The organism is Tardiphaga sp. 42S5 (assembly GCF_034044155.1).
GTDB classification, from domain to species: domain Bacteria; phylum Pseudomonadota; class Alphaproteobacteria; order Rhizobiales; family Xanthobacteraceae; genus Tardiphaga; species Tardiphaga robiniae.
Genome location: NZ_CP139027.1, coordinates 1,701,078 through 1,713,639 on the forward strand (window position 1 = coordinate 1,701,078; position 12,562 = coordinate 1,713,639).

The following is a 12,562-nucleotide window of genomic DNA, read 5'->3' on the forward strand; positions in this document are numbered from 1 at the left end:
CGGCGCGTCCGCTCGCCGGCTTGATGCGTGATCGGTGAGCATGTAGTCGGATGCCAATGACATCCGACTATACCATTTCCGATTTGCGCCAGCAGGCCGACTTCTTCGACATCGTCGCCGATCGGATCTGGCAGGCGTGGTGGAAGCGTCATGGCGTGCCCGAGGCCTATATCGTCGAGCGACTGCGCGAGAACATGCAGGGGACCGACCTGCCGATCGCGCTGGTGGCCCATCGTGGGCCAGACTTTCTCGGAACGGCGTCGCTGCTGGTGTCCGATCTCGACGAGCGCCCGCAATATACGCCCTGGGTGGCGGCAGTCTGGACCGAGCCCGATGCCCGCAAACAGGGCATCGCCCCGGCGCTGATCGAGCGGGCCTGCCTGGAGGCCTTCTCCCGGGGGCATGCCCGGGTCTATCTTTGCGCTGCCCCGCCCCGTCGGGCCTGGTACGAGAGCATCGGCTGGACCCCGATCGAGGACGGCGTCGGGGCGCTCAAACTGACGGTATTCGTCCGGGAGCGTCCGGGGGTCGTTTAGTCCCTTGACCTTCCGGGCCGGCCATGGTGATTTGCCGGCCATGAGCACCCCTGTCCGCAACAGCCGTCGTTGGTGGCGCACCTCCTGAAGAGGTGGTCGGTGCGATTTGCTTATTTTCAATCGTCGAAGGCCGCCATCGCAGTGCGACGGCCTTTGCTTGTTTGTTCTGTGTGGCGCCCCCTCCGGCATGTTTCCTAAGAGGACACCATGAACAGGACTGTGTTTTCGCTCCCCGCTGACAGCGCTTACAAGACCCGCGCGGGTCTCTCCGTGGCGCGCCATGTCGATTATTTCACCGGCGGCACCGCGCTGGACGATCTGATCGTCCGGCTCGACCAGCGCCGCGGTGTGGTGTTGTCGTCGGGCACCACGGTGCCCGGCCGCTATGAGAGCTTCGATCTCGGTTTCGCCGATCCGCCGCTGCTGCTGGAAACCACCGGGACGGACTTCACGCTCACGGCGCTGAACAAGCGTGGCCAGGTGCTGATCGCCTTCCTCGCCGATACGCTGCAGGACCCCTGTATCGCGCTCGACGGGCGGACGATGTCGAAGCTCAAGGGCCACATCATTCGCGGCGAGGCGCCGGTCGAGGAAGACCAGCGCACCCGCCGCGCCAGCGTGATGTCGCTGGTGCGCGACATGGTCGCGCAATTGTTCTCCTCAGACGATTCCATGCTCGGGCTCTATGGCGCCTTCGCCTATGACCTCGTGTTCCAGATGGAAGACCTGAAGCAGAAGCGCACGCGCGAGGCCGATCAGCGCGATATCGTGCTGTATCTGCCCGACACGCTGCTGGCCTATGACCGCGCTACCGGACGCGGCGTGGTGATGTCCTATGACTTCACCTGGAAGGATCGCTCCACCGAGGGCCTGCCGCGCGATACGCCCGACAGCGGCTACAACAAGGCGCCGCGCCGAGGCTTTGCCGATCATGCGCCCGGCGAATATCAGCGCACGGTGGAGAATGCCCGCGCAGCGTTTGCACGCGGCGATCTGTTCGAGGCGGTGCCCGGTCAGTTATTCGCCGAGCCCTGCGAACGTTCGCCGGCGGAGGTTTTCCAACGCCTCTGCGTGATCAATCCGTCACCCTATGGCGCGCTGATGAATCTTGGCGACGGTGAATTCCTCGTCGCCGCATCGCCAGAGATGTTCGTGCGCTCCGATGGCCGCCGGGTCGAGACCTGTCCAATTTCCGGCACCATCGCGCGCGGCGTCGATGCCATTGGCGATGCCGAGCAGATCCGGCAGCTCCTGAATTCGGAGAAAGACGAATTCGAACTCAACATGTGTACCGACGTCGATCGTAACGACAAGGCGCGCGTTTGCGTGCCCGGCACGATCAAGGTGCTCGCGCGCCGGCAGATCGAGACCTACTCAAAACTGTTCCACACCGTCGATCATGTGGAAGGCATGCTGCGGCCGGGCTTTGATGCGCTCGATGCGTTCCTGACCCATGCCTGGGCGGTGACCGTGACTGGTGCGCCGAAACTCTGGGCGATGCAGTTCGTCGAGGACAATGAGCGCTCGTCGCGACGTTGGTATGCCGGCGCCATCGGCGCCGTGTCATTCGATGGCGGCATCAATACCGGCATCACCATCCGTACGATTCGCATGAAGGACGGCCTCGCCGAAGTGCGCGTCGGCGCGACGCTGCTGTTCGATTCGGATCCCGTCGCCGAAGAGAAGGAATGCCAGACCAAGGCTGCAGCCCTGTTCCAGGCGCTGCGCGGCGATCCGCCGAAGCGGCTGTCGGCCTTTGCGCCGGATGCAACCGGTTCGGGCAAGAAGGTACTGCTGATCGATCATGATGACAGTTTCGTGCATATGCTGGCGGATTACTTCCGTCAGGTCGGCGCGACCGTCAGCGTGGTTCGTCATGTCCATGCACAGACAGTCCTGAACCGCGAGAGTTTCGATCTGCTGGTGCTGTCGCCGGGGCCGGGACGTCCCGCCGATTTTGGCATAGGCAAGACACTCGATACCGCGCTGGACAAGAAACTGCCGGTATTCGGCGTCTGCCTGGGCGTGCAGGCAATCGGCGAATATTTCGGCGGCGTGCTGGGCCAGCTTGCGCAGCCGGCGCATGGACGGCCGTCGCGCGTACAGGTGCGGGGCGGAAAGTTGATGAACGGTCTGCCCAATGAAATCGTCATCGGCCGCTATCACTCGCTATTCGTCGAGCAGGATAGCATGCCCGATGTGCTCACCGTGACGGCCTCCACCGAGGACGGTGTTGCCATGGCCATCGAACACAAGACGCTGCCGGTCGGTGGCGTGCAATTTCATCCGGAATCGCTGATGTCGCTTGGCGGCGAGGTCGGCTTACGCATTGTCGAAAACGCATTTCGGTTGGGGCAACGCCCTAACTGATGTCCATCTGAAGAACCGAAAGACCCTGATGACACCCGAACTCGCGCACGATCTCAAAGCCTCCGTCCGCACCATTGTGGATTATCCGAAGCCGGGTATCCTGTTTCGCGACATCACCACACTGCTGGGTGATGCGCGCTCGTTCCGCCGCGCGGTGGATGAGCTGGTGCAGCCCTGGGCGGGGCTGAAGATCGACAAGGTCGCCGGCATGGAAGCGCGCGGCTTCATCATCGGCGGCGCCGTGGCGCATCAGTTGTCGGCCGGTTTCGTGCCAATCCGCAAGAAGGGCAAGCTCCCGCACACCACCGTGCGCATCGCTTACTCTCTCGAATACGGCATCGACGAGATGGAAGTGCATGCCGACGCCATCAAGCCCGGTGAGCGCGTGATCCTGGTAGATGATCTGATCGCCACCGGCGGCACGGCCGAAGGCGCCGTCAAGCTGATGCGGCAGATCGGCGCCGAGGTGATGGCCGCCTGCTTCATCATCGACCTGCCGGATCTCGGCGGCGCGGCCAAGCTGCGGGCGATGAATGTGCCGGTGCGCACGTTGATGACGTTCGACGGGCATTAACTCCAGTGTTGCCCTCGCAGAGGTGGGGGCGACAAGTGGAGAGGGCAACGAGAATGTAGGATGGGTAGAGCGTCTTCGCGAAACCCATCAGCGTCAAACGCCGGGTTGATGGGTTTCGCTGCGCTCTACCCATCCTACGGACGCTGCTTGCCTCACGACCCTTGCAGCAGCAGTCCCAGCTCGATCTCTCGAAAGCTGAAATAATTCTTCCTGATCCACTGATGCAGCTCGGTGGATGAATCCTGCTCCGAGCGCAGATAGCCGGTGAAGGAGAAATTCAGCCGGTCGATATAGGTCTTGAGGAACACCGGCAGCGCCGCGATGCGCAGCAAGCGGCCCTGCGCCAGCGCCGCCGGGATTTCGCCGCGCAGCACGTGTTCGTTGTCGATCACATAGAGCGAATTGCGGGTGAACTGCTGCTGCAACATCTCGTAGCCGCGCAATGAGGCGCGGTCGCTGTCGCCCATGAAGAACACGATGGGCGCCACGCCACGGCGTGCGGCTTCCTTGGCGAAACCGATCTCGCCGGTCATTTTGAAGAATTCGTCGAAGGCGAAATAGCCGAGGTCGATCACCTTGGCGACGTCGTCATTGATGATGAGCCGGTCCATCAGCGACATCTTGCCGAACGTGTCATTGACGTCGGCCGTCTCGGTCAGCTTCGGCAGGAAATCGAGCAGCGAAGGTTCCTTGAGGCTGATATCGAAAGCGGTGACGTCGCCGCGCTGCAGCTTCAGGAATTCGCACAACAAGCGCGCGACGAGAGTCTTGCCGACCATCGGTCGCGTCGAGCAGATGATATAAACGGGCGTGCGTCGCATCGGCGCAATATCAGGCGAATCCGACGCCGCTCCAATCGTTAAATGGACTTACTTCTCGCCGGGGCTGCGGGCGCCGGGCTTGTCGTGGACGATGTCGGTCAGCTTGATGCGGTCGAATTCGCTCCAGACATTGGCCAGCCAGTGCCGGACATAGCCGCGCAGCACGAACGAATAATTCGCGGTCTCGTCATGCGGTCCCTTGTTGGCGACGAATTTCAGGAACGGCACGCTGGACACTTCGACCTGCTCATAGGCCATTTCGTTCAGCTTCGGGATGGTGATCTCGGTGGCGCCCTTGATGCGGTGGAAATAGGAGTTGTAGGTCGCCTGGTCCCATTCGAAGAAGCTGGTGTTGTTGATGAAGTTCTTCACCAGGAAATACTTCGCACCGTCCATGAAGCCGGCGGTCTCGGCGATCTCGTCCAGGGAGGCGATCGACGGGCCGAGTATATGGAAAACGGCAAAGGTGATCTGGCCGGACTTGGCGGCATCGAGGAAGCCAATGTCACGCAGATCGGCCAGCGCCCGGGACAGCAGGCCTGCGCGGACGTCGATCACGGTCACCGAAGGCGACGCGCTGTTGAGCGTATCGAAGATCTTCATCTGGTCGGATGTGGTCGTCATGTCGACGATTTCGGTGATGTCCGAATGGAACCGCTTCAGCGTGCCGCGCGGCGACTCGGTGTCGAAAGCGCGCGTCGGGACGTTGTTGGCGCTGAAATAATCCAGAACCGTCCGCGAAACCGTGGTCTTGCCGACCCCACCCTTGTCCGCGCCGACGACAATCACTGCTGGCTTCGCCATGGAATTCCTTTGCCGCTTTCAACTGGAGCATCCGCGCGATGGAGATTCGCGCGCCGGAGAACACTACCCGATGCCTGCTTTGGGCGCGAACATGGCAGAAACAAGGGGGATTTCAATCGCTGAAAGATATGGCCCACGGAAATCATTGGGAAATTCTCAATATTTGGCTGCTGGCGTTGTTTCCCGCATTACGGCTACCCGACCGGGCTTGCAGGTGCCGGGGTCCCCGGCGGCGCTCACCACACCGTGATTGATGCGACGCACAAAATAGATTGTAGCCTAATCGATAGGGTCCTATCTAATTTCCATGCCCCACTCCCAAGCGCATATCCAGGCCGAACTGGGCCTGCTGGTTGCGCGACTGGCACGGGTCTGGCGCCGCAAGGCTGACCAGACCCTGTCGGCGCATGGCCTGTCCGAAGCCACGGCACATCCGCTGCTGATCCTGTCCCGCGCCGGACGCGAGAACGTGCGTCAGGGCGTGCTCGCCGACGAAATGGGGCTTGAGGGCCCGTCGGTGGTCCGGCTGATCGATCTGCTGGCTGCCGAAGGGCTCGTCGAGCGCCGCGAGGACCCGACCGACCGCCGCGCCAAGGTGCTGCATCTGACGCCGCTGGGCGAAGCCAAGGCCGAAGAGATCAGGCGCGTCATGCGCCGGCTGCGCGGTGACCTGATGAAGGGCATCGCGCCGGATGAACTCGCCATTGCCTTCGATGTGCTCGGACGGATCGAGCAATCGGCCAATCGCCTGTATGAGGCCGCCGAGGAGGCGGACGCGTTGCCATGACTTCCGCTGCTGCCCAACAGCTGTTTCTTGTCCGTCACGCCGACATCATCTTCTCCGTGAAAACCTTCATCGCCGGCATGATGGCGCTGCTGATCGGTTTTGCGATGGATCTGCCGCGGCCCTACTGGGCGCTGGCCACGGTCTATATCGCCTCGCAGCCGCTGGCCGGCGCGACGCGTTCGAAAGCGTTGTTTCGCGTCATCGGCACACTGGTTGGGGCTTCGGCCAGCGTGGTACTGGTCCCGAACCTCGTTAATTCCCCAGAACTGCTCAGCCTCGCCATCGCGCTGTGGGTCGGTCTCTGTCTCTATGTGTCACTGCTGGACAGGACCCCCCGCGGCTACATGTTCATGCTGGCAGGCTATACCTGCGCGCTGATCAGCTTTCCCTCGGTCAACGACCCCGCAGCCATCTTCGATACGGCGGTTGCGCGAAGCGAGGAGATCATTGTCGGCATCCTGTGTGCCACACTGGTCTCCACGATCCTGCTGCCGCGCAGCGTCGGTCCGGCGGTTGCAGCGCGGGTCGATAGCTGGCTTGCCGGCGCGCGCAAGCTGACGCAGGACGTGCTGGCCGGCCGTAGCGCCGATCCGGCGACCCGCGACCTGCGCCTCAAGCTCGCCGCCGATGCCGTCGATATCGATACGCTCGCCGATCATCTTGCCTATGATCGGCTCGGCGGACGCGAGACCTCACGCTGGATGCGCGCCCTGCGCACGCGCATGCTGACATTCCTGCCGCTGCTGTCATCCATCGGCGATCGCATCGACGCGCTGGGCGAGGATGCACGGACAACCTATCCGCAACTGATGGCACTAGTCGATGACGTCTCCACCTGGATTGTCGACAACGGCATTGCGCGCGAACCGGCGGACAAGTTGCGCAGCATGATCGCTGCACAGCAGCCGAAGCTGAACGCGTCGTCGTCGTGGAACGAGATCATGATCGCGAGTCTGCTGATGCGGATGCGCGAGCTCGTCGATATTTCGGCGGATTGCCGGGTGCTCAATCAGGCGATTGCCGAAGGCGGCCGTCCGCCGGGCGCGAAACTCGCCTTTCAGGCTGAAGCCGGTGTGGCCCCGGTGCGGCATGTCGATCACGGCATGGCGCTATGGTCCGCAGCAGGCGTGTTCATTGCCATCCTCGTCTGCTGCGCGTTCTGGATCGCCACCGGCTGGACCGATGGCGCGACAGCACCGACCATGGCTGCTGTCGGCTGCTCGTTCTTCGCCAGCATGGACGATCCCGCGGTGGGGTTGCGCGGCTTTGCCAAATGGACGCTGGCCGCGATGGTGATCATCGCGCTCTATCTGTTCGCGATCCTGCCGGCCATCACCGATGTCGAAGTGCTGGTCGCCGTGCTGGCGCCGCCATTCCTGCTGTTTGGCTATCTCATCGCACGCCCCGCCACCTTCTTCATCGGCATGCTGCTGGCGGCGAATACCGCGACGCTGATGGCGTTGCAGACGACCTACAATGCCGACTTCGCAAGTTTCGCCAATTCCAGCGTGGCTTTCTTCGTCGGTACTGAACTGTCGGCCATCTCGATCCAGTTGATCCGCTCGGTCGGCTCCGAATGGAGTGTGAAGCGGCTGATGCGGCGCGGCTGGATCGCCATCGCGCAGGCTGCCGAACAGCGCGGCAACCGTGATCGCGCCGCCTTTGCCGGGTTGATGCTGAACCGCATCGGCCTTCTGGCGCCACGGCTGACGGCGCTGAAGGATTCACCGCTGCGTGCTGTCGACAACCTGCGCGAATTGCGCGTCGGGTTGAATATCGTTGATCTGCGCCGGGCGCGTCATCATCTGTCGTCGCCGACGCTCAATGCGATGGACACGATGCTGGATGAACTGGCCGTGAGCTTCCGCAACTACAAAGGCGGCGCGATGCCGGAGCCGCTGCTGGCGAAAGTCGATCACGCGCTGTCGGAAGCCATGGGCGAACGCGGGGCAGGGCGCGCGGATGCATTGATCGGCCTCGTCGGCATTCGCCGCGGTCTGTTTCCGACGGCACCGGCCTATCTGCCCGAACCGGGCCTTCTCGCCGGGAGTGTGGCCGCATGAGATATGAAATCGATCTGTTCGGCGTGCTGTTGCCATCGCTGATGCTGTGGCTGGTCATCACTTATGCCATCGGCGCGTTGCTGCGCCCGTTGATCGAACGCTCCGGCCTCTATCGCTATGTCTGGCACCGCGCGCTGTTCGATCTTGCTCTGTATGTCTGCCTGCTCGGTGGCGTGGTCTATTTATCCTCCGGATTGCTGTCGTGAAAAACGCTGTGAGTTTTGTTCGTCGTTTCGCCGTCACCGCGCTGGCCGTCGTCGCCGCGCTCGCCGTCGGGCGTTATCTCTGGGTCTATTACATGGATGCGCCATGGACCCGCGACGGCCGCGTGCGCGCCGATGTGGTGACCGTGGCGCCGGATGTCTCGGGATTCGTTACCGAGATTCTGGTGAAGGACAATCAGAAAGTGGCCCGCGGCGATGTCATCATGCGGATTGACCGCGCGCGTTTCGCGCTGGCGCTGCAGCAGGCCGAAGCCGTCGTCGCCGGCCGTACGGCCAGCCTTGAGCAGGCCGATCTCGATCTGAAGCGCTATAAGGAATTGACGACGGCCGCCGTCTCGCAGCAGAAGCAGGAGCAGGTGCTTGCAACGCAGCTGCTGGCCAAGGCGTCGCTGGATCAGGCCATTGCCGATCGGGCCGTGGCGCAGCTCAATCTCGACCGCAGCGAGGTCCATGCACCGGTCTCGGGTGTGATCTCCAACATGGACCTGCGCCCGGGGACCTATGTCACGGCAGGCAAGGGCGTGATGGCATTGGTCGATACGTCGAGCCTGCATGTCGACGGCTATTTCGAGGAGACCAAGCTGTCGCGGATCCACGTCGGCGATCCTGTCCACATTCACTTGATGGGCGACGCCGCCAAGCTCACCGGCCATGTCGAAAGCGTTGCCGCCGGCATCGAGGATCGTGACCGTGCGGAAGGCAGCAACCTGCTGGCCAATGTGACGCCGACCTTCAGTTGGGTCCGTCTCGCCCAGCGCGTGCCGGTGCGCATCGCGCTCGACGCTGTTCCGGCAGGTACGACGCTGGTCGCGGGCCGCACGGCGACGGTGGAGATTTTGCCGGGCAACGGGACGACGGTTGCGAAGGTGAACTGACGCTTCAGGCGTCCGTATCCGGCATCGTATCCAGCAGCATCGTCTCAAATCGCGCACGTATCTCGCGAGGTGTCGCGCCAAAACGCTTCTTGAAGGTGCGGTTGAAATAAGACAGATCGCCGAAGCCGACCTCGAAGGCGATGGTGCTGACGGCGCGATCCCCGCGGTTGCCGTCGCGCAGCATGTGGAAGGCGCGTTCCAGACGGCGCTCCAGCAGGTAGTCCGAAAACGTCCGGCCTTCGGCCTCGAACAATTTCTGGAAATAACGCGCGGTGACGCCATGGGTGGTCGCGAGCCGCTCCAGTGACAGCGTCGGCTGGCTGAGGCTGGCCTCGATATCGGCCTTGAGCGACAACAGGCTGATAGTCGGCCGATCCTGGCGCCATGCGCCACGCCGCGCCGGCGCATCGGCTTCATCGATCATGGTGGCGACGAGGCCGTTCATATAATCGATGGCAAGACCCGTCAGCGCAGCGGAATTCATCGGCAACAGACCGCGCATTACGGCAGCGGCGTAATGGCCGAGCGCGATCAGCCCGCCATTGTCATGGGCGATGTGGCGTAATCCGGTATGGCCATTGCTGGGGAGTAGCAGGCAATCGACACGGCTCACATCATTCATGATGAAGGTGGTGGCGCGGCTGGGATCGAGAATGATCGCCTCGCGTGGCATGCATGTCTGGCGCTGGCCATCCTGCTGGACGATCACCACGCCGTCGGATGGTCGCAGTACCAGGATATCCTGCGACGGGTCGTTGTCGGGCATGGTCCAAAGTGGTGCGGGATCGAAACACGACATCAGTCCGAGATGCGGCTGCATCCGCAGGATCGCCTTCGACTGGAACGGCGCGGCGCGAAACGATCCCAGCGAATTGCGCTGCACGGTCTTCCACGGCAGGCGGCTTTCAAGCGGTTTGCGCAGGGTGTCATCGATATCGTCGGCAACCAGCCAGAGCGGGACGAGCGGGCAATCGGGAGCGGCATCGACGCAGGATGGAGACCGCGACTGATGCGCGTTTGCCACAGCATCGAATCCAAACCGCTTCGTTCGCTCCAGTCCGACTATCAATTCACCGAGTCCAAGTCATGCCATGGGCCGTGCCGTATCGCTGTGACGATAGACGGAATGCACAGGCGTAAGAAGAGTAAAGCCGCGACTGGAATTTACATTGATTCCAAACTGCTGCGGCCTCGGTCGAATTGACCGGCTCGACCTCTCCAGTGCTTCGTCGCCACGAACATACGGAAGATTCCGAGCTCATGCGTTACAGCCAGTTCCTTCTCATCCCCGCCGTCGGGCTCATGTCGTCGCAGGCCGTTGCGCAGCAGAGCGCGGGCGTCACGCTCGACGAGATCACGGTAACGGCCGCGCGTGCCCAGCGCTCGATTTCGGATATTCCGCAGACGGTGCAGGTGATCGACCAAAAGGAGATCGACGAACAGCTCAAGCAGAGCGGCAGCGCATCCGCGCTGCTGGCCAAATTGCTGCCGGGCTTCTCGGTCTCGAACCAGACCATCTCCGGCGCTTCCGAAAGCTATCGCGGACGCGACCTCCTGGTGCTGATGGACGGCGTGCCGCTGACGACGCCGCTCCGCGACGTTTCACGCGTCCTGTCGCTGATCGATCTGAATTCCGTCGAGCGCATCGAACTGGTCGCTGGTGCATCGAGCCTGTATGGCGCGGGCGCGACAGGCGGTACGGTGAATTTCGTCACCAAGAAAGCGCAGCCGGGCGGTCCGCGCGTCAGCGTCAACACGGCGCTGCGCACCTTCACCGCCGATCCCGGCGGTTCGCTGGCGCCAGAAATGTCGGCGACGGTCAGTGGCAAGGGTACGAATGGCATCGACTATGTATTCGTCGGCAGCGGCCGCGGCGCGCAGAAGACCTATGACGGCGCGGGCCGCGAGCTGCCATCGGACGCCATGCTCGGGCAGGGAGGTGGTGATCGTCTCGCCAGCGGCAGTTTCCTGGGCAAGATCGGTTACGATTTCGATGGCGGCAAGCGCATCGAAGCCTCGATCAGCCAGTTCTATCTCGACCAGACGCCGAAATACCTCACCGACTATTCCGGCGCTTATGCGAAGCCGGATTTCACCAAGCCCTATACCGGGCAGAGCGTGCTGGAAGATTCGCGCTCGTTCCAATTGCGCTACAGCGATACCGACTTCGTGCTCGGCAATCTCAGCGTGGTCGGCTTCTACAATGACATCAAGAAGCGCTTCAACTATTCGGAGTTCTCCTATCCCTATAACTCGCTGGTTTATTATTCCGGCAACCCGCTGAGCCCGACCAGCCCCGCCAACCAGACCACGCTGTATTCCGAGCGCGGAGGCGTCAATCTGACGATCGATACGCCGCTCGACCGCATCTGGAACGGCGCCAAGGTGACCTGGGGCACGGACGTCGTCCATGACAAGACATGGCAGACGCTGACCGATGGCCGCGATGTGTTCACGCCGTTGACCCAGGTGACGACCGCCGGATTTGCATTGGTACAAGTCCCGATCACCGATCGGCTGACCGCGCGGGGCGGCGTTCGCTACGAGCATTTCGATCTCAGCGTCGACGACTTCCTGCGTCCGGCCGCCTATGCCGCGATCTCGCCCGTGACGCGCTTCGTTCTGCCGGCGCTCAATGTTATCGGCGGCCAGTACGAATATGCCTCGCCGACCTATAATCTCGGCGCGACCTTCAAGCTCAACAACAAGATCGATCTGTTCGGCGGTTTCTCGCAGGGCTATGCGCTGCCCGATGTCGGCGCCTATACGCGCCGCGCCGGCCTGTCATCCACGGCCTTTGCCTGTCCGGTGGCGACGCCGAACTGCCTGCCGCTGGCGCGCCAGACCATCTCCTTCACCTCGATCGCGCCGGAAGCCCAGATCGTCAATAACTATGAAATCGGCGTCCGCGGCGGCGACGGCCCCTACAAGGGCAGCATCACCGGTTTTGTCAGCACCTCCGAGAAGGGCGTGACGTTCGATCCGGTCACCAACCTGATCTCGCAGCAGAAGGAAATGATCTACGGCGTCGAATATATCGGCGAGATGGCGATCAGCCGGAATTTCACGCTGGGTACCACGATCGGCTACAAGGAAGGCCGCTACGACACCAATAAGGACGGTGTGCTCGACTCGTGGCTGCCCAACAACCGGATCGGCAGTCCGGTGCGCGGTCTGATCTTCGGCGACTATCGCTTCGACAACGGCATCAAGCTGCGCGTCGAGGGCGAGGGCTATTCGGGCCGGAACCGCGGCATCAACCTGACCAATACGGTCTATCCCATCGAGGGTGGCTTCACCATGAATGCTGCGCTGAGCGGGCCGGTCTATGGCGGCGAGGCCTATGCAGCCGTTAACAACCTGTTCGATACGGAGCTGCAGAACCCGACAGCAACCTCGGTGCGCAACCTGCCGGTCTATTCCTGGGGCCGCACCGTGACGGTCGGCTATCGCAAGACATTCTAAGACCAAACCTTCCAAGGCCACTTCCCAGGGAGTTCTAATTGCC

Annotated in this window: 11 protein-coding genes; 8 read left to right on the forward strand and 3 right to left on the reverse strand. The window is 62.4% G+C overall.

What is annotated here, in order from left to right:
* Positions 1-56 precede the first annotated feature (56 nt).
* The 3 genes from SFY93_RS07935 to SFY93_RS07945 all read left to right on the forward strand — a co-directional run bounded on the left by SFY93_RS07935 (position 57) and on the right by SFY93_RS07945 (position 3,480).
* Positions 57-536: a GNAT family N-acetyltransferase gene (locus tag SFY93_RS07935; protein ID WP_320446668.1), complete on the forward strand. Its 480-nt coding sequence runs from the start codon at positions 57-59 to the stop codon at positions 534-536.
* Positions 537-743: 207 nt separating this feature from the next.
* Entirely contained in the window at positions 744-2,906 is a 2,163-nt protein-coding gene (locus SFY93_RS07940; RefSeq protein WP_320446669.1) for an anthranilate synthase component I, read from the forward strand.
* 28 nt (positions 2,907-2,934) lie between these two features.
* Positions 2,935-3,480 carry an adenine phosphoribosyltransferase gene (locus tag SFY93_RS07945; protein WP_068733118.1) on the forward strand — a complete coding sequence of 182 codons (546 nt, stop codon included), beginning with the start codon at positions 2,935-2,937 and terminating at the stop codon, positions 3,478-3,480.
* 152 nt (positions 3,481-3,632) lie between these two features.
* Here SFY93_RS07945 and SFY93_RS07950 read toward each other — a convergent pair whose 3' ends face one another.
* Both SFY93_RS07950 and SFY93_RS07955 read right to left on the reverse strand, forming a co-directional pair.
* Positions 3,633-4,301, reverse strand: coding sequence for a P-loop NTPase family protein (locus SFY93_RS07950; protein ID WP_320446670.1), 669 nt, complete (start codon positions 4,299-4,301; stop codon positions 3,633-3,635).
* Between the two features lie 48 nt (positions 4,302-4,349).
* On the reverse strand, positions 4,350-5,105 hold the full coding sequence (locus SFY93_RS07955) for a P-loop NTPase family protein (protein ID WP_320446671.1): 756 nt from the start codon (positions 5,103-5,105) through the stop codon (positions 4,350-4,352).
* 307 nt (positions 5,106-5,412) lie between these two features.
* On the opposite strand from SFY93_RS07955, the gene SFY93_RS07960 reads away from it, so the two are divergent.
* From SFY93_RS07960 to SFY93_RS07975, 4 genes are read left to right on the forward strand one after another with little or no spacing between them, the layout of a single operon-like run.
* A complete protein-coding gene (locus SFY93_RS07960) occupies positions 5,413-5,892 on the forward strand; it encodes a MarR family winged helix-turn-helix transcriptional regulator (protein ID WP_093759592.1) in 480 nt (159 codons plus the stop codon).
* Positions 5,889-7,955: an FUSC family protein gene (locus SFY93_RS07965; protein WP_320446672.1), complete on the forward strand. Its 2,067-nt coding sequence runs from the start codon at positions 5,889-5,891 to the stop codon at positions 7,953-7,955. The genes SFY93_RS07960 and SFY93_RS07965 overlap by 4 nt, the downstream gene beginning before the upstream one ends.
* Complete coding sequence (locus tag SFY93_RS07970) at positions 7,952-8,161, forward strand: DUF1656 domain-containing protein (protein ID WP_068733131.1); 210 nt, start codon at positions 7,952-7,954, stop codon at positions 8,159-8,161. Before SFY93_RS07965 ends, SFY93_RS07970 begins: the two co-directional genes overlap by 4 nt.
* Complete coding sequence (locus SFY93_RS07975) at positions 8,158-9,054, forward strand: efflux RND transporter periplasmic adaptor subunit (protein ID WP_320446673.1); 897 nt, start codon at positions 8,158-8,160, stop codon at positions 9,052-9,054. Before SFY93_RS07970 ends, SFY93_RS07975 begins: the two co-directional genes overlap by 4 nt.
* 4 nt (positions 9,055-9,058) lie before the next feature.
* Here SFY93_RS07975 and SFY93_RS07980 read toward each other — a convergent pair whose 3' ends face one another.
* Positions 9,059-10,078 (reverse strand): helix-turn-helix transcriptional regulator, encoded by a 1,020-nt coding sequence (locus SFY93_RS07980; RefSeq protein ID WP_320446674.1) that lies wholly within the window; start codon positions 10,076-10,078, stop codon positions 9,059-9,061.
* A gap of 236 nt (positions 10,079-10,314) precedes the next feature.
* On the opposite strand from SFY93_RS07980, the gene SFY93_RS07985 reads away from it, so the two are divergent.
* Positions 10,315-12,519, forward strand: a complete 2,205-nt coding sequence (locus tag SFY93_RS07985; protein WP_320446675.1) for a TonB-dependent receptor — start codon at positions 10,315-10,317, stop codon at positions 12,517-12,519.
* The last annotated feature ends 43 nt before the right edge of the window (positions 12,520-12,562 follow it).